The 24,589-nt window shown below is 67.4% G+C and carries 16 protein-coding genes and 1 tRNA gene; 9 read left to right on the top strand and 8 right to left on the bottom strand.

Translation table 11 applies throughout. From position 1 onward, the window contains the following. The first annotated feature begins 86 nt into the window (after positions 1 to 86). From NO876_RS09065 to NO876_RS09025, 9 genes are all read left to right on the top strand, one after another. Positions 87 to 1,814 carry a type II/IV secretion system ATPase subunit gene (locus NO876_RS09065; protein WP_256421500.1) on the top strand — a complete coding sequence of 576 codons (1,728 nt, stop codon included), beginning with the start codon at positions 87 to 89 and terminating at the stop codon, positions 1,812 to 1,814. Further along, positions 1,801 to 4,002, top strand: a complete 2,202-nt coding sequence (locus NO876_RS09060; RefSeq protein WP_256421362.1) for a type II secretion system F family protein — start codon at positions 1,801 to 1,803, stop codon at positions 4,000 to 4,002. The genes NO876_RS09065 and NO876_RS09060 overlap by 14 nt, the downstream gene beginning before the upstream one ends. 125 nt (positions 4,003 to 4,127) lie before the next feature. After that, positions 4,128 to 4,883 carry a class I SAM-dependent methyltransferase gene (locus tag NO876_RS09055; protein ID WP_256421361.1) on the top strand — a complete coding sequence of 252 codons (756 nt, stop codon included), beginning with the start codon at positions 4,128 to 4,130 and terminating at the stop codon, positions 4,881 to 4,883. Between the two features lie 128 nt (positions 4,884 to 5,011). Continuing rightward, positions 5,012 to 6,388, top strand: coding sequence for a hypothetical protein (locus NO876_RS09050; protein ID WP_256421360.1), 1,377 nt, complete (start codon positions 5,012 to 5,014; stop codon positions 6,386 to 6,388). A gap of 107 nt (positions 6,389 to 6,495) precedes the next feature. After that, positions 6,496 to 7,560, top strand: coding sequence for an NAD(P)/FAD-dependent oxidoreductase (locus tag NO876_RS09045; RefSeq protein ID WP_256421359.1), 1,065 nt, complete (start codon positions 6,496 to 6,498; stop codon positions 7,558 to 7,560). 165 nt (positions 7,561 to 7,725) lie between these two features. Further along, a tRNA-Gly gene (locus NO876_RS09040) sits at positions 7,726 to 7,796 on the top strand. A gap of 265 nt (positions 7,797 to 8,061) precedes the next feature. Beyond that, positions 8,062 to 12,606 (top strand): glutamate synthase large subunit, encoded by a 4,545-nt coding sequence (gene gltB / locus NO876_RS09035; protein ID WP_256421358.1) that lies wholly within the window; start codon positions 8,062 to 8,064, stop codon positions 12,604 to 12,606. 240 nt (positions 12,607 to 12,846) lie between these two features. Further along, on the top strand, positions 12,847 to 13,638 hold the full coding sequence (locus tag NO876_RS09030; RefSeq protein ID WP_256421357.1) for a DUF7289 family protein: 792 nt from the start codon (positions 12,847 to 12,849) through the stop codon (positions 13,636 to 13,638). A gap of 102 nt (positions 13,639 to 13,740) precedes the next feature. Next, on the top strand, positions 13,741 to 14,115 hold the full coding sequence (locus NO876_RS09025; protein ID WP_256421356.1) for an Ig-like domain-containing protein: 375 nt from the start codon (positions 13,741 to 13,743) through the stop codon (positions 14,113 to 14,115). Positions 14,116 to 14,136: 21 nt separating this feature from the next. Here NO876_RS09025 and NO876_RS09020 read toward each other — a convergent pair whose 3' ends face one another. The 8 genes from NO876_RS09020 to NO876_RS08985 form a co-directional block, all read right to left on the bottom strand. After that, entirely contained in the window at positions 14,137 to 15,633 is a 1,497-nt protein-coding gene (locus NO876_RS09020) for a DUF7289 family protein (RefSeq protein ID WP_256421355.1), read from the bottom strand. After that, a complete protein-coding gene (locus NO876_RS09015) occupies positions 15,630 to 16,193 on the bottom strand; it encodes a DUF7266 family protein (protein WP_256421353.1) in 564 nt (187 codons plus the stop codon). Before NO876_RS09015 ends, NO876_RS09020 begins: the two co-directional genes overlap by 4 nt. After that, positions 16,190 to 17,167, bottom strand: coding sequence for a DUF7261 family protein (locus NO876_RS09010; protein ID WP_256421352.1), 978 nt, complete (start codon positions 17,165 to 17,167; stop codon positions 16,190 to 16,192). The genes NO876_RS09015 and NO876_RS09010 overlap by 4 nt, the downstream gene beginning before the upstream one ends. After that, positions 17,155 to 17,739 carry a DUF7288 family protein gene (locus NO876_RS09005; protein WP_256421351.1) on the bottom strand — a complete coding sequence of 195 codons (585 nt, stop codon included), beginning with the start codon at positions 17,737 to 17,739 and terminating at the stop codon, positions 17,155 to 17,157. The genes NO876_RS09010 and NO876_RS09005 overlap by 13 nt, the downstream gene beginning before the upstream one ends. Beyond that, positions 17,739 to 18,368, bottom strand: a complete 630-nt coding sequence (locus NO876_RS09000) for a DUF7287 family protein (protein ID WP_256421350.1) — start codon at positions 18,366 to 18,368, stop codon at positions 17,739 to 17,741. The genes NO876_RS09005 and NO876_RS09000 overlap by 1 nt, the downstream gene beginning before the upstream one ends. After that, on the bottom strand, positions 18,365 to 20,416 hold the full coding sequence (locus tag NO876_RS08995; protein WP_256421349.1) for a type II secretion system F family protein: 2,052 nt from the start codon (positions 20,414 to 20,416) through the stop codon (positions 18,365 to 18,367). Before NO876_RS08995 ends, NO876_RS09000 begins: the two co-directional genes overlap by 4 nt. After that, positions 20,413 to 24,282, bottom strand: coding sequence for an ATPase, T2SS/T4P/T4SS family (locus tag NO876_RS08990; protein WP_256421348.1), 3,870 nt, complete (start codon positions 24,280 to 24,282; stop codon positions 20,413 to 20,415). Before NO876_RS08990 ends, NO876_RS08995 begins: the two co-directional genes overlap by 4 nt. 145 nt (positions 24,283 to 24,427) lie before the next feature. Continuing rightward, a complete protein-coding gene (locus NO876_RS08985; protein ID WP_256421347.1) occupies positions 24,428 to 24,586 on the bottom strand; it encodes a hypothetical protein in 159 nt (52 codons plus the stop codon). Positions 24,587 to 24,589: the final 3 nt, after the last annotated feature.

The raw sequence follows: 24,589 nt of genomic DNA, 5'->3' as shown, positions 1-24,589 counted from the left end.
CAGGCGAGGGTGCCGACAGGGAGAGGGACGCCCCCGACGGGACGGGCGATCCCTCCGACGACCGGGCAAGCGACGGGACGGACGAGATGAACGGCGACGGAGACACGATCGATCGCCTCAGGCGGCGAATCCGTCGCGCGATCGAGGTCCTCCGAGGCTCCTCGATCGACGTCCGGCCGTACCGACCCGGCGACGGCGTCTTCGCCGAGTTCGAGGTGCCGGACGGCGAGGAGCTCGTCGATCGCTACTGGGTGAACGCGCCGTACGCCTACGTCGTGATCACCTACGACGACGAGGAGAGCGAACACTACTACTACGCGGTCGAGCCCGAACTCGACGAGTTCGAGGCCGACCTCCTCTCGCGGGCCAGGGTCGACATCCGCGACCCGCTCTTGTACCAGACCAACACGGAACCGACCGCAGAAGAGACGCTCAGACGGGAGCTCCGGAGCCTGCTCGAGCAGTACGGCGTCGACGTCCCGATGCGGACGTTCCACGCGCTCTTGTACTACCTCGCCCGCGACTTCCGCGGGTTCGACCGCATCGATCCGCTGATGCACGACCCGCACATCGAGGACATCTCCTGTGACGGCTACGACCTCCCGATTTTCGTCTACCACGACGAGTACACCGACATCGAGACGAACGTCGCCTACGCCGCCGACGACCTCGACGACTTCGTCATCCGCCTCGCCCAGGAGTCCGGCCGGCACGTGAGCGTCGGTGACCCCGTCGTCGGGACGACGCTCCCCGACGGCTCGCGCGTCGAGCTCGCACTCGGCGAGGAAGTGACCCCGCGGGGATCGGCGTTCACCATCCGAAAGTACGCCGACGAGCCGTTCACGCCCATCGACCTCATCGACTACGGGACGTTCTCGATCGAGGAGATGGCCTACCTGTGGCTCTGCATCGAGAACAACAAGAGCCTCATCTTCGCCGGCGGGACCGCCTCGGGAAAGACGACGTCGATGAACGCCGTCTCGATGTTCATCCCGCCGCGCGCGAAGGTCCTGACCATCGAGGACACCCGCGAGCTGTCGCTGTATCACGACAACTGGCTCTCGTCGGTCACGCGTGAGCGCCTTCACGAGGGGAGCGACATCGATATGTACGCCCTCCTCAGGTCCGCCCTCAGGCACCGCCCCGAGTTCATCATCGTCGGCGAGGTTCGCGGGAACGAGGCCGTCACGCTGTTCCAGGCGATGAACACGGGCCACACGACGTTCTCGACGATGCACGCCGACAGCATCGAGACGGTGATCAATCGCTTGGAGAACGAGCCGATCAACGTGCCGCGGGCGATGGTCCAGTCGCTGGACCTCCTGTGCGTGCAGACGCTGACGCGCGTCGAGGGCGAGCGCGTCCGCCGTTCGAAGACGATCGGCGAGATCGGCGATATCGATCAGCGGACCGGCGAACTCGACTACTCCCGGACGTTCAGGTGGAACGCCGAGACGGATACCTTCGAGGGGAGCGATTCGAACCTCCTCGAGGAGATCCAGCGGGATCGCGGGTGGAGCCGAACGGAGCGGAAACGCGAGATAGAGCGTCGAGAGCGGTTCCTGGAACTGCTCTCGGAACTCGGGACGACCGACTATCGACGGTTCACCGCGCTCGTCAACGAGTACTACGCCGACCCCGAGCGCGTGATGAAGCGGCTCGAAGCCGCGCAGGACGAGGCGTCGGGCGACGAGAGCGTCGCCAGCGACGACAGCAGCAGCGGCGACGGACCCGACCGGACCCACAGTGGCGAGGAACGTCCGAGGGCGAAGACCGACGACGTCGAGGGGGACAGAGGCGATGGCAGCCGTTGAACTGCTCGGCTACGTGCCGCTGCTACTCGTGACGATCCTGGCACTGCCGATCGCGCTCGTCCCCGTCAGCGGCCGCGCGCGGTTGCTCGTCTCCCGACTCGCGCTACCGATCTTCGGGCGGTACGTCGCCGAGGTCAGTCCGACCCGCCGCCGACAGCGCGAGCGGATGCGCGCGGCGTTCGTCGGCGAGAGCCACCGGGTGTTCGCCTCCCAGACGCTCTTCATCGCCGGCGTTGCCGGGATCGCCGGGAGCGTCTACGGCGTCTACGCGGGAGCGGTGATCCTCCGCTCGCTCGCCGTCGACGTCGGTGAGATCCGCGCGTTCCTCCCGACGCCGCTGGAGTTCCTCGCCGCGATCGTCCACGTCCCTGACCTCTCTCTGCTGCAACTGTTCGGCCTGCTGCTCGTCGCCAGCGCGACGGTCGGAACGGGACTCGCCCTCGGGACCTACTGGGCTCGCTGGAAGTATCTCGATCAGCGCGCGCGAACGCGCGGGATCGAAATCGACACGACGCTGCCGCGGACGGTGGCGTTCGTCTACGCGCTCTCGCGCTCGGGGATCCCGTTTCAGGAGGTGCTGCGGACGCTCTCTCGCAACCAGGGCGTCTACGGCGAGGCGGCGCGCGAACTCGGCATCGCCGTCCGTGACATGGACGCGTTCGGCACCGACATCCTGACCGCCCTTCAGGAGACCGCGAGCAGCACGCCGAGCGAGAACCTCGAGGAGTTCACCGAGAACCTCGCGAGCGTCCTCTCCTCCGGGCAGAACGTCTCGGCGTTCCTGCGGGATCAGTACGAGCGGTTCCAGGAGGAGGCACAGGCACAGCAGCGGCAGTATCTGGACCTGCTCTCGACGTTCGCGGAGGTGTACGTGACCGTCCTCGTCGCCGGGCCGCTGTTTTTCATCACCGTCCTCGTCGTGATCGGGCTCGTGATCCAGAGCACGCTCACCCTGGTCCGCCTCGTGAGCTACGTCGCGATTCCGCTGGCGACGTTCGGGTTCGTGGTCTACGTCGACAGCATGACCGAGAGCCTGAACCTCCCGAATCAGGACGGCGGCGAGCAGCCGCGGTTGGCGTCGGACAGGGGGAGCGAGAGCGACGCGAGCGGCGCACAGTCGGTCGTCAACGGCGGTGAGGCGGCGGGGATGACTGACGGCGGAGTCGTGTACGGCGCGGCTCCCGAGCGGGACAGCCACGTGGAAAACCGGGCCCGACTCGCGGTCTACGACCGGATCGGCACGTTCCGTGAGATACTTTCGCACCCGATCGAAACGGTCCTGCGGACGCCAGCGTACTCGCTGTTCCTTACCGGACCGGTCGGACTACTCCTGATCTGGCTGTCGATCGACGGGGCCGCTCGGGACGCGGTCGGACGACTGACCGAGGGGTCGACCGAAACCGCCACCGCGGTCGCGGACGTGGTCGCGGTCGTCGACGGTCCGATCGTGCTCGCGACGGTACTCGCCCTCGCCGGCGTCGCCGCCGCACACGAGGTACAAAAGAAGCGGATCCGCTCGATCGAGGCGGACATGCCCGACTTCCTCAGCCGGATGGCGAGCATCAACGAAGCCGGCGTCACCGTCGTCGGCTCGCTGGGTCGGCTCTCCGACGCCGAGCTCGGACGGCTCGGAGACGAGATCGCCCGCGTGTGGCGGGACATCCAGTGGGGCGCGAGCGTCGGCGACGCGCTCACGAGGATGGAGCGGCGGACGAACGCGCCGACAGTGTCCCGAGCGGTGACGCTCATTCGGAACGCGATGGCCGCCAGCGGCGACATCAGTCCGGTGCTCCACATCGCGGCCGACGAGGCCCAGGAGACCCGGCGGCTCCAGCGCGAGCGGCGACAGGAGATGCTCACCTACCTCGTCGTCATCTACGTCTCCTTCTTCGTCTTCCTCGGGATCATCGTCGCGCTGACGGTGTCGTTCATCCCGGCGATCGAGGCGGCGGGGCAGTCGACCGGCGGCGCGGTCGGCGACGTCGGCGGCGTCGACGCCGGCGTGCTCGGGGGGCTGCAGTCGGTCAACACCGACGCCTACGAACTGCTGTTCTTCCACACCGCCGCGATCCAGGGCGTCTGTTCGGGGCTCGTCGCCGGGCAGTTAGGAGAGGGAAGCGTCGCGGACGGACTGAAGCACGCGACGGTCCTGCTGGTCGCGACGTACGTGGTCTTCGCGCTGCTGTGAACTGGGGATTCGAACGGGGGCGACTCGCCAAACGCGATCCGGTGCCCTCCGGACGGGCCCGAACCTCCAGAGGCGGCTTCCGGCCGGACCACCGGGGCTTTGTGTCGCGAGCGCGAGTCCAGACTATGGACGACGAGCGGGCGAGCCCGGTCAGGGAGACGTACGACCGGATCGCAGAGCACTTCGCGACGACGCGGGAGTACCCGTGGCCCGAAGTGACGGCGTTTCTCGGCGGCGGTGCAGCGAGCGATGCGGACGGCGACGCGGCCGCGGACGTCCCCTCGGCGCTCGTCGGTGGGGCGGAATCGGCACTCGGCGGTCCGCCAGAAAACGCAGACAGCGAGGCCGAACGGGTCGGCCTCGACCTCGGGTGCGGCAACGGCCGCCACGCCGAGTCGCTCTCGGCGGTCGTCGGTCGCGTCGTCGGTGTCGACGTCAGCGCCGGGCTCCTCCGAACGGCACAGGAGCGATCGAGAAAGCGGGACTTCGCCGGTTCGCTCGAACTCGTACAGGGCGACGCCGCGTCGCTACCGCTTCGGGCTGACACGGTCGACGTCGCGGTCTACGTCGCGACGCTGCATCACCTCCGCTCGCGGGAACAGCGGATCGCCAGCCTCTCCGAGCTGGCTCGCGTGCTCGCCCCCGGCGGTCGCGCGCTCGTGAGCGCCTGGTCGACCGCCCACGACCGCTTCGACCGGGCGTCGGGGTTCGATACGACCGTCGCGTGGACGCTGCCGGGCGGCGAGCGCGTGCCGCGGTTCTACCACATCTACGACCCCGCAGAGTTCGAATCCGACCTGGCGGCGAGCGACCTCACCGTGGTGGCGAACACCGTCTCCAGCGGCAACTGCTACGCCGTCGTCGAGTCGGGACTCGACTGATCGAGGTGTCCGCCGGGTAGACGAGAGACCCGGCCCGATCCGTCGTCCCGAGAGGCGTCTCGACAGCCGCCACTCCGAGAGGTCCCGTCCTGCGTAACAGTGATACTCGCTCCGATGGATGGCCGGATATGGATCGCGGAATCTCCCGGCGTCGGCTGTTGTCCACGTTCGCCGCCGCGGCCGGGGTTTCCGGGAGCGCCGCCGGCGTCGCGAGGGCACAGCGCGCACCCGATTCCCGCGGTTTCGACCCCACAGCGCACGCCTACGGATTCCGGAACTGGTCGTCGGAGGACCAGTACTTCGAGACGCCGCCGAGCCCCTCGCGATCGGAGATCCGAACGCGGATCCGGACGACGTGGGAAGACCGGGCCCGCACGGCGCTCGGACTCGACGTCGCGGAACTCCCGCGCACGGTCCTGGATTCGATAGCCGCACAGCTCCGGCTGGCGGTCGTCCAGCGGGCGGGGACGAACGGGCACTGCTACGGGATGGTCCTGACCGCCCAGCGGTACTTCGAGAACCCTGAGACGATTCCCGTGGACCGCCGTCTCGCGAGCGAAATCGAGGCCCCGACGGTCCCGACCGAGCGCCCCGAGGCCCCTGTGTACGAGGAGATCGTGGACAGACAGGCCGATCAGTTCCTCAGGTTTCGCGCCTTCCTCGGACGGCGTGTGTTCCTGTATCGCCACTGGCTGGATACGGCGGCGGTCCTGCGCGACGTTCGAGACGTCATCGAGAGGTTCGGCACCGCTGCGGTCATCCTCTTCAACGAGACGCGGCTCTCTCATCAGGTCCTCGCGTACGGTTTCGAGGAACGCGCCGGCGGGGTGACGGTTCCGATCTACGATCCCAACCGTCCGGCCGCGACGTACCGACGTAACAGACCGGAGCTGCGCTTCGATCGGGACGACGAGACCCTCTCGATGCGACCGTACGGGGCGTACACGGGGATGGTGTACAGCAGATACGACCGAATCGAAGCCTCCACGGACCGAACGCGACCGGGCCCGTTGGACCACGTCACCGTCGACGGAGATCGGATCAGAGAGTCGCTGTTCCCGCTCGCGCTGGTCGCCGCCTCGAGCGAGGACGTCGAACTCGCCGTCGTCGATCCCGGCGGCGAGCGGGTGAGACGGCTTCGCGGAACGCATACCGACGAGTCGCGCGGCGAGTATCCGCAGGTGTGCAGTCGGTACGGCGTCGACCCCGGAAGCTATCGCGTCAGTGTGTTCGGCGCCGGACGCACCGACTACGAACTGGCGGCGAGGGTCACCGACGTCGAGGGGGCGATCGTCGACGAGACGCGCACGGCCACAATCCGCCCGGGCGAGGTTCACGAGTACGTCCTGGGGGTTCCCGAGGACGGTGACGGCACCCTCGACCGCGTCCGGTCCGGCATCCGGCCGATCCACCTCGTTGGGGCGGGGGCGCTCGGGACAGTCGCCGGCGCGGCCGGATACGGAGCAGCAACCCGGTTTCGGAGTGGAAGCGATGCCGAACGGTAACCGCACGCCCGAGTCCCGGCCGGTCAGCCCCGAGCCTCTCGCGGGTGATCGATCGCGACGCACGCGAACTCTGCGTTTAAGTCGTCGGGACTGGTATACTGACGCGAATGAGCGAAACAGCGGACGTACGCGACTACGAAGTGGTCGTCGTGGGCGGCGGTCCGGCGGGGCTCCAGACCGCGCTGTACACGACGCGACTGGGGCACGACACCGCCGTCGTCGACCGCGGCGGCGGCCGCGCGGCGATGATGCTGGAGACGCACAACGTGATCGGCGTGCCGGAGGACACCTCGGGCAACGAGTTCCTGCAGACCGCGCAGGGGCAGGTCGAAGCCTACGGCGCGGACGTCGTCCGCGACTTCATCGTCGAAGTCGAGCGGACCGACGACGGCCGGTTCCGGCTCGTCGGCAACGACGGGGAGTTCCGCGCGGACCGGGTCGTCCTCGGCGTCGGTTTCAACGACGAACGACCGGATCCGCCCGTCCCGCGGACGGGGCGGGGACTGCACTACTGTCTGCACTGCGACGCCTACATGTTCGTCGACCGACCGGTGTACGTGATGGGGACCGGCGAGGCCGCCGCTCACGTCGCGATGATCATGCTCAACTTCACCGACGACGTGGATCTGCTGCTCCGCGGTGAGACGCCCGAGTGGAGCGACGAGACGGACGAACAGCTCCGCGGCCATCCCATCGATATCGTCGAGGCGGAGATCACCGGGATGCAGAAGGGCGAGGACGGGTGGCTGGAGGCGTTCGAGTTCGACGACGGGACCGTCCGGCAGTACCGCGGCGGGTTCCCGATGTACGGCTCGAACTACAACACCGCGCTCGCCGAGCAGTTGGGCTGTGAGTTGAACGACGACGACACGGTCGTCGTCGACGAGAGCATGGAGACGACCGTGGATGGCGTCTACGCGGTCGGTGACATCACGCCGGGACACAACCAGATTCCGGTCGCGATGGGGAAGGGCGCGCAGGCCGGCCTCGACATCCACTACGACCTCCGAGAGTTCCCGCGTGACCTCGAATCGATTCGCGAGAACGGCCCCGTCTCTCCCGACGAACTACCGGGAATGGGCGAGCGCGTCCGCGCCGCCGCCGCGGAGTTCGAGGAGGCGCGCGCGCCGCCGCTCGACGCGTCCCAAGCGGAAACTGCGAGCGACGACTGAGCACGATCCGCGCCCACAGGTGCCACGGCAGCGACGTCGCGTTTCCCGATGGGACACGAAGGAGAGCGTGCTCCCGAGTCGAAAGGGTAACACCCTTATTCGGGGACCGGGAACAGGCGAGTGAGGTCGGTGCCGCGTGACTGCGGTGGCGACCGAGACGAACGAGCGCCGGTGGTCTAGTGGTAGGACCTGAGCCTTCCAAGCTCATGGCCCGGGTTCAAATCCCGGCCGGCGCATTTCTTCTGCGAGCGAAGTGAGCAGGGAAATCGCTACGATTGGAATTGAATCGAGGAGCAAACGGCTACCGGATCAACAGGGTCGGCACGACCCACGACGGCCGGTCCCCCGGCTGCTTCGGTCCATCATCGTCGTTCTTTTCATTCGTCGAACGTCGAATGAGTATTCACTCGAATTTGTATAATACATATTACCTTATATGTGGTTAGTGAACCCTTATTCTTACAGGAGAAAGTCCTTTAGGGGGTAGGTCTAGGGGGACGTATGACCAAGCCACACGAACACACGACTGGCGAGTCCGTCGGACTCGCGGATCCGACGGACGAGCGGTCGAACTGCGGCGTCGGTGCCGTCATCGACCTCGACGGCGGCCGATCGCACGAAACCGTCGCCGACGGGATCGAGTTACTGGAGAACCTCGAACATCGTGGCACCACCGGCGCCGAGGAGAACACCGGCGACGGGGCGGGGATTATGATCCAGCGGCCGGACGAGTTCTTCGACGCCGTCGTCGACGTCGATCTCCCGGCGGAGTACGCGGTCGGTTCGATCTTTATGCCGCAGGACGACGCCGCGCGCGAGGGTCTCATCGCCATCTTCGAGCGCGTGCTCGCCGAGTACGACCTCGACGTCGTTCACTGGCGCGACGTCCCGACCGACAACGCCGACCTGGGCGCGACCGCGCTCGAATCCGAACCCGACGTCTGGCAGGCGTTCGTCGTTCCGGAGGACGACCGCGACGTAGACGCCTTCGACCGGGCGCTCTACGTCGCCCGCCGCGCCGTCGAAAACGAGGTCGAGAAGCTCGATTCCGAGGGCGCAGCGCGCTTCTACATCTGCTCGCTCTCTCGGCGGACGCTCGTCTACAAGGGCCTGCTGAAGGGCGAACAGCTCGCCGATTACTACCTGGATCTCGACGACGAGCGGCTAGAGACGACGCTGACGCTGGTGCACGCGCGGTTCTCGACGAACACGCTGGGCGCGTGGCACCTCGCGCACCCGTACCGACACATCGTCCACAACGGCGAGATCAACACGATCCAGGGCAACATCAACTGGATGCGGAGTCGGGAGACGGACCTCGAACACCCCGGGTTCGGCGACGACCTCGAGACGCTGAAGCCCGTCATCAACGACCCCGATCAGTCCGATACGGCCTCCGTCGACAACGCGGTCGAACTCCTCCTGCAGGGCGGTCGCGACCTCCCGCACGTCCTCCGGATGCTGATCCCCGAGGCCTACCGCGGGGACGACCGGATGAGCGAGGGACGGCGCGAGTGGTACGACTACCACGCCTCGCTGATCGAGCCGTGGGACGGCCCCGCGCTCGTCGCCGCGACCGACGGCGACCGCGTCGCGGCCGTCCTCGACCGGAACGGGCTGCGGCCCTGCCGCTACGACGTCACCACCGACGACACGCTCGTGATGGCCAGCGAGGTCGGCGCGCTCGACACCGACCCCAGCGAGATCAAAGAGCGCGGTCGTCTTCAGCCCGGACAGCTGTTCGTCGCTGACCCCGAGGAGGGCCGCGTCATCCCCGACGAGGAGGTCTTCGGGTCGCTCACTGAGGAGAAATACGGCGAGTGGGTCGACGAGGAGCAGCGCCAACTCGACGAGCTCGCCGACACCGACGACTACGAGCCGCGAGGCGACGTCGACCACCTCCGCGCCTCGCAGGCGGCGTTCGGCTACACCCACGACCAACTGAGCCACCTCATCGAACCGATGGCCAAGGACGGCAAGGACCCCGTCGGTTCGATGGGCGACGACACGCCGCTGTCGGTGCTCTCCGATTTCAACCGGCCGCTCTTCACCTACTTCAAACAGCTGTTCGCCCAGGTCACGAACCCGCCGCTGGACTACATCCGCGAGGAACTGGTCACCTCGCTCGAGTCCCGGCTCGGCGCGCAGCGCAACCTGCTCGACGAGACGCCCGAGCACGCCAGACAGCTCGTCCTCGACTCGCCCGTCCTGACCGACGCCCAGACGGCGGGCATCAAGTCGCTCGGAGCAGACGCAGGGGACGCGATGGAGTCGACGATCGTCGATATCACGTACGAGCGAGAGCGATCGCTGAAGGACGCCGTCGAGCGCGTCCGCGAGGACGCCGCAGCAGCCATCGAGTCGGGGTCGGACGTCGTCGTCCTCTCCGATCGGAACCTGAACCCCGATCGGATCGCCATCCCGAGCCTGCTCGTCACCGGCGCGGTCCACCACAGCCTCGTCCGGAACGGCCTCCGGAACCACGCGGGCCTCGTCGTCGAGTCTGGCGACCCCCGCGAGGTCCATCACCTCGCGACCCTCGTCGGCTACGGCGCGGACGCGGTGAACCCCTACCTCGCCTACCAGACGATTTCGGACGTCGTCGCCGGCCCCGACGGCGCAGACGAGAGCGAGTCGATCGCGGCCTACAAGAAGGCGCTCGAAGACGGCCTGTTGAAGACGATGGCCAAGATGGGCATCTCGACGGTCGAGTCCTACCAGGGCGCGCAGATCTTCGAGGCGGTCGGCCTCGACTCCGCCTTCGTCGCCGAGTACTTCGAGGGCACGGAGATCCGCACGGAGGGAATCGGCATCGACGTGATCGAAGAAGACGTCCGGACGCGACACACCGTCGCCTTCGGCGACGATCCCCAACTCGACCGCCAGGGCGAGTACGAACACCGCTCCGACGGGATTCACCACCAGTGGAACCCCCAGACGGTCGGCACGCTCCAGCAGGCGGTCCGCTCGGGCGACTACGAGAAGTATCAGGAGTTCGCCGACCTCATCAACGATCAGGCCGAGGAGCTCCAGACGCTCCGCGGGCTGCTCGAGTTCGATTCCGGCCGGGATCCGGTGTCGATCGAGGAGGTCGAACCCGTCGAGGAGATCGTCGAGCGGTTCTCGACGGCGGCGATGTCGCTCGGGAGCCTCTCGCCGGAGGCCCACGAGAACAACTCGATCGCGATGAACCGCCTCGGCGCGAAGTCCAACACCGGCGAGGGCGGCGAACCGCCCGAGCGGTTCGGTACCGAGAAGGAGTGCAACGTCAAGCAGGTCGCCTCCGGCCGCTTCGGCGTCACCTCCGAGTACCTCACGAACGCCGACGAGCTCCAGATCAAGATGGCGCAGGGCTCGAAGCCCGGCGAGGGCGGTCACCTCCCCGGCAAGAAGGTCAACGAGATGATCGCGCACGTCCGCTTCGCGACGCCGGGCGTCGGTCTCATCTCGCCGCCGCCGCTGCACGACATCTACTCCATCGAGGACCTGAAGCAGCTCATCCACGACCTGAAAGCGGCCAATCCGGAGGCGGACATCAACGTGAAGCTCGTCTCCGAGGCCGGTATCGGGACGATCGCCGCCGGCGTCGCGAAGGCCAACGCCGACGTGGTCCACATCTCCGGACACGACGGCGGGACCGGGGCGTCGCCGAAGACGTCGATCAAGAACGCCGGACTCCCGTGGGAACTCGGACTCGCGGAGGCGAACCAGATGCTCCGGGCGACGGACCTGCGCTCGCGGATCCGCGTCACCGTCGACGGCGGGATGAAGACCGGCCGCGACGTCGCCGTCGCGGCGCTGCTCGGCGGCGAAGAGTACGTCTTCGGCACGGCGTCGCTCGTCACCTCCGGCTGCGTGATGGCGCGGCAGTGCCACGAGAACACCTGTCCGGTCGGCGTCGCCACCCAGCGCGAGAAGCTCCGGAACCGCTTCCCCGGCCAGCCGGAGCACGTCATCAACTACATGACGTTCATCGCCCAGGAGCTCCGCGAGATTATGGCGGACCTCGGTTTCACCTCGCTGGACGAGATGATCGGACGCCCGTCGCTGCTCGCGCAGCGCGAGACCGACCACGAGAAGGCCAGGCACTTGGACCTCTCGGACGTCATCGCCGAGCCTGCCGGCGGCGCTCGCTACAATACCGAATCGCAGACCCACGCGGGCGTGGACGCACAGCTCGATCACCAGCTGATCGAGCGTGCAGCGCCGGCGCTCGAAGGCGGCGAACCCGTCGCTATCGACTCGCCCATCTCGAACGTCGACCGCGCGGTCGGCGCGATGCTGTCGAACCGCATTTCGAGCGCTCACGGCGGCGAGGGGCTCCCGGACGACACGATCCGCTGTGACTTCGACGGCGTCGCCGGGCAGTCCTTCGGCGCGTTCCTCGCGAACGGCGTGACGATGGAGCTCACCGGCGCGGCGAACGACTACGTCGGCAAGGGCCTCTCCGGCGGGAAGGTGATCGTCGAGACGCCCGAGAACGCCGCCTACGAGCCCGACGAGAACGTCCTCATCGGCAACGTCGCCCTCTACGGCGCGACGCAGGGCGAACTGTACGTCAACGGGGTCGCCGGCGAGCGCTTCGCCGTCCGAAACTCCGGCGTGAAGGCCGTCGTCGAGGGCGTCGGCGACCACGGCTGCGAGTACATGACCGGCGGCGTCGTCGCGGTGCTGGGTGACACCGGTCGCAACTTCGCCGCGGGGATGTCCGGAGGGGTCGCGTACGTCTACGACCCCGACGACGAGATCGCCGCGAAGACCAACAAGGGAATGGTGTCGCTGGAAGACACGCTCGACGATTCCGACCGGCAGATGCTCCGTCGACTCGTCGAGAATCACGCGGCGTACACCGACAGCGACCGCGCGGCGCGGATGCTCGACGACTGGGGCGAGGTCCTCGCGGACTTCGTGAAAGTGATGCCCGACGCCTACGCCGAAGTCATCGAGGAGCGCGCCCGCGACGACGTCCGCAAGGAACTGCCGCCGGCGGCGGCGGCGACGGCTGCCGGCGACAGCGACGCGGTCGCACAGACCAGCGACGACTGACGCGCTTTTCCGGGTACCGTCGTCGCGGTTCCGCGGCGAACGGATCCAACGTGGCGGACAGTCGGCACGCTCGCGCCACCTCTCGCGCCGGCGTGCCGAACACCCGCAGTTCGACGCGAGGCCGTCGTTACGTCACGGCGGGTGTGGGCCCGTCATCACTTATGAACCCTCGCGCCGGCGGCGCGTCTGACCGGGGCGCACGACAGCACACTTAACTCCGCGAGCGTGAAAGCCCCGGATATGCGAATCGGGGGGGAGCAGAGCGGGTCGCGACGGAATCGCGACCGCGGGGTGAGCGAGACGATCAGTTTCGTCCTCGTCTTCTCGCTCGTTGTCGCCTCCGTCGGGACGGTCTACGCGGTCGGCGTCGCGGAGTTGGAGGAGACGCGCGACGCGGAGCGCGTCGAGAACGCCCAGCGCGCCTTCGACGTCCTCGCCGACAACCTCCGGGACGTGATCGAGGGCGCGCCCAGCCGGGGTACCGAAGTGAAACTCGCCGACGCGACGGTCCGGTCGGCCGACGACGCCGCGATGAACGTGACGGTCGACCCGGTCGACGGCCCGCCGCAGTTCTGGGAGTTCTCCTCGTCGCCGCTCGTCTACGAAGCCGCCACCGGCGGGGAGATCCGACTCAGCCACGGCGCGGTGCTCCGCGACAGCGACCGAGGCGGCGCGTCGGTCGTCCGCGGGCCGCCGCTCGTCGTCGACGACGACCGCGTGCACCTCACGCTGATCAGACAGGAACACGTGGGGACTGCGGCGGTCGGCGGCTCACAGACCGTCCGCATCCGGACCGCCGGAAGCAGGGCGCGGCGCTTCTACGACGACGACGGCGTCGCCCACGACGTCAGCGTGAACGTCACGACCCCCTACACCGACGCGTGGGCCCGACAGTACGAATCCGCCGGGTTCGACGAGTGTACCACGGTCACCGATCCGAGTCCGGGCGCTCCCGGACAGATATCCTGCACCGTCTCCGACGTCGATCGAGTGACGGTGGTCTGGATCCGCGTGACGACGTCCTTCGAGTGAGCGGCGTCGACACGTATCGACTCCGGATGTCACCCGGATCACGCTCAAACGCCGATTTGAGCCTTACGTGGGTATATCTCGCCTCAGGATCACGTGTCCGGTATGGTCTCCGAACGAGCGGCCCGAGCGCGTCCTCCACGCGCGAACGATCCCACAGCCACCCGCGACAGCGAGGCGTCGGCCCGCAGCGAAGACGTCCACGTCCGAAGCTACGCCCACCAGATGGGGTACGATCTGGAGATCGAACTCGTCGATTCCGACGGCTCGGTTGCGTTCCGAGATCGGTATTACCTCCAGCCGGGAGAGACCGAAGGCGAGGTGGACGCTGTCCCGGACGGCGAGTACGAGGTCCGCGCGGTCCTGGACGGCGATCGAGAGACGGACCGCCGCTGTCGGATCGGTTCGGACCCCGAGGAGACGGTCGTCGTCGAGGTCGGCAACGGCATCCTCAGCCTCACCGAGGGACTTCGGGCTTGATGAGCCCGACTCCGGTTTGCGTCAATCGAGTTCGACGGTCACGTTGTTCTCGGTGACGTGCAGGTAGGTGATGTACGAACCGTCATCGATCGTGTCGTAGCGGAGCACGCCGCCGGAGTCGGACACGTCGATTCGGGCGGTCCCGCTATCGCCGGGGCCGTGGTGAACGCGGAGCTTGAACTCGGTACCGAACATCGCGAAGTAGTGCCGCGTGAGGATCTGGAGGGTCTGTTCGTCGCCGTAGTGGTACGTGGTGTTTTCGCCGTCGTCCCCGTCGTGAGCGAATGTGGTCGGGTCCGGATCCGGTGCGCCGTCGTCCAGCGACTCCCAGTCGATCGCCGTCTCCTCGTCGACGCTGCTGGACCCGTAGGTGAGGTTCTGTGCGGAACTGGTGAACTCGATTTGAACCACCGGATCACCGTCCTCACAAGCGAGTTGGACCGGCCCGGAAATCGAGGAGATGTCGTCGTTCGTCCACCGGTGGACACCCTCCGTCGTCGATTCGTCGTGGTAGTAGACGTCCAGCCGCAGGTCCTCGTCGTCGGGGCCGTTCTTGCAGTAGTTCCCGATTCCGGTCGGAAGCGCGACGGCCGCCTCGTACGCTCTCGGCCCCTCGTCGATGTAGAACGAAACGTAGAGGTTGTTGGCCGTGCCGCCCCCGTTCCCGTTCCCGTTTCCGCTCCCGACGCGAATCGACGTCTCGAAGTCGGTCACCGAGTGACCCTCGGCGATGCCGCGGACGGGGACGCTCCCGTCCTTCTCGGGATACGGGAACGAGCCGACCAGGCTCGTCGTCTCGAGGACGACCGTCGCAGTCCGGTTGTCGTCGTCGACCGAGACGTTGCCGGTCGTCCGGGTTCGGAAGTAGTCGGCCCAGCCCTCGTAGTACCGACTGTGGACCGTGACGGAGGCGGTTCCGTTCCGGACGGGATTCTCGTACGGTTCCGACGTCGCGTCGTACGTGTCGGATTCGTTCGGGAACACTCGAACCAACTCGTCGGACTGGCGGATCGTCGCCGTCGTGTCGCCGCTCGCGGCGTCAGTCGATCGGACGCGGAGAACGGGAAGCGTGAGTGTCGTCCCGCGGTAGTGGAACTCCGGCGGCGACACCATCGTCGTCCCGCCGGCCTGCTGCCGCCAGACGCCGCCGCCCTGGTAGGCGACGGTCGTCCCGCTGCTGCGGTAGGAGACAGAGCCGAGCGACGCGTTGTAGATCGTCTGGGTCTCGCCGTCGGTGTAGTTCGCGTGGTCGATCCGGAGCCACCCGCTCTCGGACTCGACGGCGTAGTCGCCGCCCCGACCGAGTCGGACAGTCTGGACCGAGCCCTCGCCCAGTCCCACGACGGCGGTTCGGGCGTCGAGCATCGTCATCGCGTGCTCCGCACGGTCGATCGACGTCTGGTCCTGGACGTCGGCCAGCGCGGACGACCCGAAGGCGACGACGACGCCCGCGCCGGTGATCGTCAGCGCCAGGAGTAATACCAGCCCGATGTTCGACGACTGCGCGCGGTGCGTCATTCTCGTATCCCCCCACTCGGCCGCGACAGCGACAGCGTCGCCGAGGGGTCGCCGTCGGAAACCACGAGCGTATCCGTCCCCCCCGTATCGAGTTCGACGACGACCCAGCCGCCGTTCACGGACGTTTCGCTCATCGCTTCGAGCGTCGAGACGGTAAGTGTGACGCTCACGCCGGACCCCGAGGATCGGAGCGTGAGTTCGTAGCGCTCCGGTTGCGGTTCGGGTGCGGACAGATTGGCGATTTCGATTCGGTAGGACTCGCCGGCGACCCGCCGCGGGAGGTCGACGCCGACGCGGACGGTCGGATCCTCGGCCGTCCGGGCGAGGCGGTCGGCGTCGTCGATGCCGGCGGCGAGCTGTTCGGCGACGACGGTCAGTTCCTCGCGAACCACCTGGTCGCGCTCGTTCTCGACGTACGTCCCCGCACCGATGAGGAGCCCGGAGATCAGGACGGCCGTGATGCTCAACGCGATGACGTAGTTGACGGTGATCGAGACGGCGCGGTCGGATCCACCGGGATCGACCCGTTCGATCGCCCCGAACCCCCGACGCCGGCTCATTCGGGCTTCACCTCGATTTGCGCCGCGTAGTCGAGATCCGAGGTCCGGTAGGTGACGTCGAACGTCGCGCCGTAGATCGCCGGCGTCGCGTACGGTTCGCCCGACCCCGGCGTCGAGAGCGACGCGTCGTTCGCGGCGTCGTCGTCGATCACCATCGTGTACGTGCCGCCGGCCATATCCCCGTACCGGTACTCGATCTCGGTGCCGTCCTCGGCGTCGATCACCGTTCGGAGTTCCGGATACGCCGTCCCCTCGACGGAACCGTTCGACACGTCGATCACGAGCGTGCCGTCGGCGGGGTCGAACGACCGAGACGAGAGTTCGGTGCCGTCGTCGTCGACGCGAACCGCCACGTCCCCGCCGTTCTCGTAGACGTGGAGGCTCCGAGTCACTCCCCCGGAGGTGACGTTCATACGGAAGGCGTCGGACGGGCTGTCAGCGAGTTCGGACTCGTCGACCGTAAAGCGCATCGAGCGAACGCCCGAGAGGTCCGACCCGGAGGCGACGGTCCAGTTTGCGACTCCGCTCTCGTTCGTGAAATTCCGTGAGGCGCTGTTCTGTCCGATCCGCGTCCCGTTCGTGGTATCCGCCACCTCCACGGCCGCGACGTCGCCGGCGACGGCCCTGTGGTGGGTCGCGAGGTCGTCCCAGCGGTCGACAGTGTCCCGGAACGCCGCGTTCAGGTCCGTCTCGGTGGTGTCGTTGCGGTAGTTCACCGACCGGATCGCGTCGACGCCGGCTGTACGGGAGTCGGCGGCGTACTCGATCGCCGGCGCGGCGTCGACGCCGGCGTCTCGGGTCGCCAGGTTCCCGGTGTAGATGGCGGTGTTCAGGAGCAGCGCCAGGGCGACGAACAGCACCGCGAGCGCGAGCGCGCCGACCAGGAGGAGTTGGCCGCGGTCTCCGCCCCCGCTGCCGCTCTCACGGTGTTCGCGCCGAGTGTCCGAATCCGGATGTCGACTCACATCCGCCATACGACGAGCTCCACCTCCACGACCGAGTACAGCGACTGTTCGGGATCGCTGTCGTCGACGACGTAGGACGCGTTTTCCAGTGTCGTCCCCGACCGCGACTCGTCCGGCTCGCGCAGTTGGTCGCCCTCGGAGAGCGTGACGAGACGCCGTGCCGTCGACGCGTGGTCGCTGGGCTCGCCGAGGTCGACGATCGGTTCCCGCTGGCGGTCGCCGTCGTCGTCGACGTAGTACAGCGTGAGGTCGAAGGCGATCCCGCGCTCGAGGAACGCCTGCTCGAGGACGTTCCCGAACCTCGTCGGTGGCGGCCCGCGGACGTAGCCGTCGTTGGTAGCGCCGTGCCAGTTGCCCGCAGAGTCGTTCCAGTACAACAGCGTCGGTACGAGCGTCCCGTTCTCCTCGGCGGTCGCGAGGACGCCCTCGGCGACGGCTCCCTGCTGGTTCTCGATGTGCTGGCTGGACGTGCTGCCGGTCAGCGGCGTCACGGCCGTCACCTGCAGCGCGAAGACGAGACTGGAGACGAGGATCATCGCGGCGGTGATCGCCTCCAGCGTGTGGGCTTGGCCGCGGTCCATCACCACACCCTCACGAGCAGGCGATACGTCTCGCCGTCGATCGAGACGATCCGGCGCGCCGAGGTGACAGAGCGCGTCTCCGGCAGCGACGGTCCCGCCGTGAGTCGCGTCCCGTCGATCGTTTGAACGTCACCGCCGGCGCCGAGCGTCCAGATGGAGACGTTGGCGTTTCGCGTGCCGTCGAGCGTGAACATCTCTCTGGTCGTCTCCGCGCTCGTGTTGAACTGACAGCCCGACGGCGCGGGACCGTCGCCGTCCAGTTGCGCGAAGAACTCGGTCGTACACGTCCGGTTCAGGACGTACGGGTCCGCGGGGTCGCCGAGGCGGTCCGCCGCCAGCGACGTTCCGATCCGATCGGCCGTCTGCGGCCCCTCCGCGCTCTCGAACGGCGCGAACACCGTCGGAACGAACGCGACGACGAACGCGACGACGAGCAGGAACAGTCCGACCCCGATGGCGAAGTCGATCGTCGTCTGCGCGCGATCGTCGCCGTCGCGGTCGGCGTGCCGACCGTTGTCGAGCGGCGCTCCGGACGGTGACGCGTCCGCGGCGGGCGGCGATACGTCCGCTTCGAGCGACGAGACGTCTGCGACGGACGACGACGGGTCCACCGGCGTCGCCCGGGTCATCCCACCACCATCCAGACGAACAGCGCGATCGTCTGCAGGACGACGACGAACTTGACCCCCGAGACGATGTCGGCGTCGCGGATGTACCCGCTGATGAAGCCCGACAGCGCCGCCTGCAGCGTGACGGCGTGGAAGAACAGCACCGACAGCACGTCGGTGTCGACGCCGCCGCCGAAGCTGAGCCCCTGCCCGGAGAGTTCGCTGCCGCCGGACGATCCGGCCTGCGCCGACAGCCCGGACATCACGTCGAGGAACTGGGTCTTGAGGATCGCCATCACGCCCAGAAGCGTCAGGTACGTCATCAGGATGATCGCCACCTGCATCCGCGTTCGGGACTTGCGCTCGCGCTCGATGTCGTCCTGGTTCTCGGAGGCCTGCGCCGCGGTCGTCAGCACCTCCGTGATCTGGCTGGAGGCCTCCTGCGCCTTCGAGATGAGCTTCACCGTCCGCGCGAGTCGTGGGATGTGGTACTTGTTGTTGAACTCCACGAGCGCGCTGCGGAGGCTCATCCCGTAGTTCACCTTCGCGTGCATCACCTCGAACTCCTCGGAGAGTTTGCCCGAGGACGTCGACGCCACGGTCTCGACCGATTCCAGCAGCGTCTGCCCCGTGTCGTTCGCGCTGGAGAGCTTCCGGAGGTTGTCGGAGAGCTTCCCGACCACCGCGTTCCGCGAGCGGACGTTCCAGGTGTGAAACGCCGCGAGCGGGACGCCGATGACGTACACGGGAACGTACCACCAGACGAAGGTCCCCCAGACGGGGTTGTCGAGCATCCCCTGCCACTCCAGCGGGGCAGCGCCGTTGGCGACGGCGACGGCGAGCAGCGCGCCCGCAGCCGGCACCGTCAGCAGGAGCGAGTACAGCGGGTGGTCTCGGAAGAAGTGGTGTGGGTTTCGGAGCAGTTGCCCCGTCTTGTAGGTCCCCTCCCGCGAGCGGATCCGCTCGAAGATGCGGAACTCGCCGACGAAGCTCTCGATCAGGCCCATGTGGATCAGCCCCTCTCGGTTGACCTGCTGGAGCCGATCGGAGCTGTTCGAGGGTTGAAGGTACCCGTCGCCGGGTTCGTCCTGCTTGACCGTCGAGACGAGGACGAGGAAGGCCACGCCGGTCAGCGGCACCAGCCCGTAGACCGTCCCGTAAAGGAGTTCCTGCTGGGCCTGCCCGAGCATACTCATGATGACGAGGATGATGATGAGAAGCAGCGGAAACAGCGAGAGCGTCATATACATCTCGCCGAACAGTTCGAGCGTCTCGAGGACGGTCTCCTGCTCCTGTTTCGCCGTCCGGAGGTGTTTCTCCTTCTTGTCGTCGAGGAACTGCTCCATATCGCCACCGGAGTTGACGATCGAAAGCATATCCGTCAGGAACTGCGAGAGCTCGTCCGAGGGCGTCGCCATCGCCTGATTCCGGATCGCGTTCCGGTAGTCGATCCCGAAGTACTCCGTCTCGCGGACGATGCTCTGGAACTCCTTGGCCACCTCGCCGTAGGTGTCGTCGGCCCGCCCCATCGCCTCTAAAATTTCGAGTTGGTTCAGCCCCCCCACCGAGAGCGCGTACATGAACGAGATGGCGTCGGGCAGCAGCATGTTGATCTCGCGCTTCCGGCCCGAGGCCTTCGAGTACGGGACGGCGACGAGGCTGCCGAACCCGATGCCGAACCCGATCGCGCCGAAAACGACGCCGGAAACGAGCGTGACCGCCGGGACAGTGAGTGACTTCAGCGCCGCGGCCGTCGCGGCGTCCGGGGCCGGCAGCCCGATGCTGACCGCGTCGGGCGAGACGAGGCCGAGTTCGAAGATCCCCCAGGCGAGAAGGGTGCCCAGGAGCCAGAGGACGCCGCCGGCGATGACGCCGATCGCGATCGCCCGAGAGAGGTACAGTTCCACCGTCGCCGGCATCCGCGCCTGTTCGAGTTTCGTCCCGACGTCGGCGACGAAGTCGCCGTCCTCGTCGAAGAGGAACTGAAAGACGGGGTAGAACGCGTCGCCGAGGGCGTCCGTGCTCCGGTCGAGGCCCTCGCCGTCGGCCTCACCGACGTCCAGACTCATCGCTCGGTCCCCGTCGGTTCGTCGGCGTCGCCGTCCTCGGTGTCGGCCCCATCGTCACCGTCCTCGGCGGCGCTCCCGTCGTCCGCTGTGTCATCCCCATCGTCACCGTCCTCGGTGTCGCTCTCCTCGACGGCCCCGAAGTCCCAGGCCTCGTCGGTTGCTTCGGCGTCTGTTCCGGTGTCGGTGTCCGCACCGGCATCCGAGTCGCCCGATCGCTCGTCGCCGTCGGGCGCTTCCGTGTCTTCGCTGTCGGACAGTTCCGTGTCTTCGCCGTGCGTTTCGATCTCCTCGCCGGCCACCTCGGTGTCCGTGCCGGTCGAACCATCCGCGTCGTCGACGGCCTCTTCCGACGGATCGTCCCCGTCACCGCCAGAGCGGTCTCCCGTGCCGTCGGCGGGGGAATCACCGGCACGGCCCTCGACCGAAGCGCCCGCATCGCCGTCGAACACGTCCGCTCCGTCCCCGGCGTGCCCCTCGCTGTCGGAACTGTCCGGTTCCCCGCCGTTCTCGACGGCGGTGTCGTCGCCGGGGGGTTCGCTCTCGTCTGCGATCGGTTCACCGTCGTCAGCCGGACCCTCCAGTAAGTCCTCGATTCCGAGGTCACCCCCGTCACCGGAATCCGTAGGGTCGCCGAGAGAGACGTCGGTATCGCCGTCGGGAGCCGCGTCCGCGGGCTCCGATCCGTCGCCGAGCGCCGGCGTGTCGGTGTCGTCGTCGAACGCAGGCATATCGGCATCGTCGCCGAGCGCCGGCGTCTCCGACTCCGCTTCGAGTTCCGGGTCCCCCGCCCGCTCCTCGAGGGCGTCGAGTTCGGGGTGATCGCCGCCGGCGGCGGTGACGTCGGGGGCGGTATCGACGTCGATCAGCGCGTCCGCGACGTCGACGTCGTCGAGGTCGCGGTAGTCGGGCCACAGTTCCTCCTCGGCGCGGCCGAGGATCTCCGCGCAGAGGTCTCTGACTTCCTCGCCGGCGCTGGGACGCGGGACCATCTCCTCCTTCTCGGGGTCGACGTTGATCTGGACGGACTCCATCTCCCGGAGGTCCTCGAGGCTGCGTTCGAGGTCGTCTCGGGCCATCAGCGCGAGGATCGTCTCCTGGTCGTTGATGAACGCCTGTAGCGTCGCCGCGACCTGCGAGTACGTGTTGAGCCCGCGGTCGATCAGGTACGCGAGCACGACGCGCCGCTTGAACAGCTCCTCGTCGAGTTGCTCTCTGGACCACCCGCGGTCGAACCGGACGTCTTCGAGCGTGTTCGACGAGCCCATCTTGAGGAACTCGTCGCCCTCGGCCTGCCACTGGTAGACGTCCTGGACGTTGATCTCGTCGTTCTCGGCGTCGTAGTGGTTGATCTCTGTCAACGACTTGTTCCGCCGGACCTTGTCGCCCTGCACCCGCGTTGAGGTCTGCACCGAGACGAGATCCAAGGCGGTGAACATCGTCTTCGAGACGTTTATCGGGTCGGTTGTGAACCGCTTGAGCACCTCGCCGACGCTGTCGGCGTGGAAGGTCGTGTACGTGGTGTGTCCCGTCGACATCACCTGAAAGAGCGTCCGCCCCTCCTCGCCGCGGATCTCGCCCATCACGATGTAGTCCGGCCGTTGCCGCAGCGCGGCCTCCAGCAGGTCGAACTCGTCGACGTCGCCGCGGTCGTCGTCGCTGAACGACGGCCGGGTGACCGAGGCGACCCAGTTGCGCTGGGGGAGTTCGACCTCGCGGGTGTCCTCGATCGAGACGATCTTCGAGTTCGAGGGGATGAAGAGCGACACCGCGTTCAGCGAGGTCGTCTTCCCCGAGGCGGTCCCGCCGGCGAAGATGAGGCTCTTGTCGTTCTCGATGCAGAGCCAGAGAAAGGCCATCTCTTCGAGGGAGAAGGTCTTCCAGTTCACGAGGTCGATCGGGGTAAACGGAACGTCCTTGAACTGTCGGATCGTGTAGTTCGTCCCGTGATCGGAGACCTCCCGACCGAGCGTCAACTGCGCCCGCGACCCGTCCGGGAGGGTGGCGTCGACCTGCGGCCGACGCTTGGAGATGCCCTTCCCCGACCGCTGGGCGAGTTTGACGACGAAGTCGTCGAGTTCCTCCTCGCCGTGGTAGACGTTGGAGATGATCTGCTCGTAGTCGGAGTGGTAGACGAACACCGGCGAGTTGTAGCCGTCGCAGGAGATGTCCTCGACGTTGACGTCGTGTTTGATCCCGTCGATCCGCTCGTAGCCGATGAAGTCCCGGCGGAGGACGTACAGCAGTTTCTCCACCTGGTAGTCGTTCAGTTCCGTCGGGTCCTCCGCCAGCACCGCCGACTCCGGTCGCGCGGCGATGCCGTCGAGGGAGGGGTCCGCCTCCGTGACCGTCGGCGGTTCGAAGAGCCCGTCGAGGCGGCCGCCGAGCGAACCCTCTTTCAGCCCCAGCGAGCGGGCCAGAGAGGCCAGCGAGCGCTTCGAGGACGCGGACGTGGGATCGCGGGATGCGCCTGCGGCGTCTCCGTCGTCGCTGTCGCCACCGAAATCGAAGTCCAGATCCAGATCGAACTGCGAGAGGAGGCCCCCCTCCTCGTCGGCGTGGCCGTTCTGCGTGGCGAGGATCGAGAGCCCGGCTTCTCGCGGATGCTCCGGCGCTCGATAGAGGTTGTACCGTTCGAGCAGCTCCAGCGACTGCCCCTCGATCACCCGTCGGCGCGTGTCCGGGGCGTCGCCGACGATGGTCTCGTCGTCGTACTTGATCGCCGTCCGGAGCTTCCCGGTCAGGAACTCCGCGAGATCCGCTTCGATCCGATTCTGGTGCGGTTCGATCACGTAGTACTTCTTCTCGTTCTCCTTCGTGGAGTGGAAGATTATCACGAACGAGTGGGGTTCGTTGACCCAGTAGCGCTCGACCTCCCGGAAGTGGGTCTTCTTCTCCATCGGGACCGCCTTCTCGAGGTCGTAGCGGTTGACGACCGTCGTCGCCCCGCGCTCGTCGCTGAAGAAGGCGTCCTCGTCGAACTCGGGGTCGACGTCGACCGTTCGCTCGTCGACGATCTCGTCGAGTTCCCCGGCCCGCTGACCGCCGCGTGCCAACGCGTTCTCGACGACGTCGGGGTCGAATCCCAGCGCCTCCGTGGGGTCGAAGCGGTCGATCTCACCCTCCTCGCCGCGCGGTCGCGACCCGTCCTCCTCGTAGTAGTACTCCCGCTTGTAGTGCTCCCAGAGCCAGACGTCCTTGACGACAGGCGTGGTCTCGGGGTCGCAGAACGCCTCGAACGCCGCCGAGATCCGGACGGCCTCCGCGGCGGCATCCTGCACTTCGTCGTCGACGTCGACCGGGTGAAAGCCGAGGTACTCCTCGGGGTCGATACTCACCGCGTCCCAGTCGTCGCGAGTGGGCGTCGGGATCTCGACGCCGTCGTCCCAGCGTTCGTTCTCCTCGTCCGCGTCGTATTCACGGGGATCCAGACCGCCGTAGAGCGTCTCGACGTCGCCGTCGTCGCCGTATTCGTCCAAGAAGTCGGCCCAGGTGTACTCGCCGACGGCGGCGCGCGGCCCGTCGGCCGCTGCGCTCCCGGCCTCGTCGGCATCCGTCGAAGCGGTCCCGTCGGGACTCGGCGAATCGGCCTCGTCGGTGCCGTCTGGAGTCGCTCCGTCGGGACTCCCCGGAGCGTCGGCTCCGTCCTCGACTACGGACAGTTCGGTCGATCCCGCCGCCGGTCGATCCGCGTCGTCGGTCGGGCGGAGCCCCCCAGCCCCGTCGTCCGACGTCTCGCCCGAATCTCCGGTGGCCCGATCGACGGTGTCCCCCTCGGGAGTCGACGAGGATCCCTCCCCCTCGCCCTCCAACGCGTCGTCGCCGCCCCGGTCGGGGTCGGCGTCCGACGCGTCGTCGTCGGTTGCCATCGTTGTCGGGTCGGTGGCCTCACGGAAAAAGACTTCTCCCCGATTATCAGAGAAATTATTCCGGGAATAACCTGAAAAAATGTGTTCTGACTGTGACTTTCGCTCCCGGTGAGACCGGGTCGCGACGGGGGTAGAACGGTCCGCCTCAGAGTACCGTCGCGACGAACCCGTATACCGCTCCGAGGAGGAGCATCGCGGCGAGGAAGACGGCGAACCAGGTTCGACCGTTCCCCGGGACGTCGGGGACCTCCGACGGATAGTACGGAGAGAGCGGATTGTTGGGTCGCTCGTCGTCTCGGGGCATCGT

The sequence above is a fragment of the Halobellus rarus genome, assembly GCF_024494595.1.
Taxonomy (GTDB): domain Archaea; phylum Halobacteriota; class Halobacteria; order Halobacteriales; family Haloferacaceae; genus Haloquadratum; species Haloquadratum rarum.
The sequence above is the reverse complement of the archived record's forward strand: the minus strand, read 5'-3'. Positions and strand labels throughout refer to the sequence as shown.

Bases quoted from the DNA above. Each gene is read 5' to 3' on its own strand.
- NO876_RS09065 (WP_256421500.1), top strand. From the start codon at position 87: ATGAACGGCGACGGAGACACGATCGATCGCCTCAGGCGGCGAATCCGT.
- NO876_RS09060 (WP_256421362.1), top strand. From the start codon at position 1,801: ATGGCAGCCGTTGAACTGCTCGGCTACGTGCCGCTGCTACTCGTGACG.
- NO876_RS09055 (WP_256421361.1), top strand. From the start codon at position 4,128: ATGGACGACGAGCGGGCGAGCCCGGTCAGGGAGACGTACGACCGGATC.
- NO876_RS09050 (WP_256421360.1), top strand. From the start codon at position 5,012: ATGGATCGCGGAATCTCCCGGCGTCGGCTGTTGTCCACGTTCGCCGCC.
- NO876_RS09045 (WP_256421359.1), top strand. From the start codon at position 6,496: ATGAGCGAAACAGCGGACGTACGCGACTACGAAGTGGTCGTCGTGGGC.
- gltB (WP_256421358.1), top strand. From the start codon at position 8,062: ATGACCAAGCCACACGAACACACGACTGGCGAGTCCGTCGGACTCGCG.
- NO876_RS09030 (WP_256421357.1), top strand. From the start codon at position 12,847: ATGCGAATCGGGGGGGAGCAGAGCGGGTCGCGACGGAATCGCGACCGC.
- NO876_RS09025 (WP_256421356.1), top strand. From the start codon at position 13,741: ATGGTCTCCGAACGAGCGGCCCGAGCGCGTCCTCCACGCGCGAACGAT.
- NO876_RS09020 (WP_256421355.1), bottom strand. From the start codon at position 15,633: ATGACGCACCGCGCGCAGTCGTCGAACATCGGGCTGGTATTACTCCTG.
- NO876_RS09015 (WP_256421353.1), bottom strand. From the start codon at position 16,193: ATGAGCCGGCGTCGGGGGTTCGGGGCGATCGAACGGGTCGATCCCGGT.
- NO876_RS09010 (WP_256421352.1), bottom strand. From the start codon at position 17,167: ATGGCGGATGTGAGTCGACATCCGGATTCGGACACTCGGCGCGAACAC.
- NO876_RS09005 (WP_256421351.1), bottom strand. From the start codon at position 17,739: ATGGACCGCGGCCAAGCCCACACGCTGGAGGCGATCACCGCCGCGATG.
- NO876_RS09000 (WP_256421350.1), bottom strand. From the start codon at position 18,368: ATGACCCGGGCGACGCCGGTGGACCCGTCGTCGTCCGTCGCAGACGTC.
- NO876_RS08995 (WP_256421349.1), bottom strand. From the start codon at position 20,416: ATGAGTCTGGACGTCGGTGAGGCCGACGGCGAGGGCCTCGACCGGAGC.
- NO876_RS08990 (WP_256421348.1), bottom strand. From the start codon at position 24,282: ATGGCAACCGACGACGACGCGTCGGACGCCGACCCCGACCGGGGCGGC.
- NO876_RS08985 (WP_256421347.1), bottom strand. From the start codon at position 24,586: ATGCCCCGAGACGACGAGCGACCCAACAATCCGCTCTCTCCGTACTAT.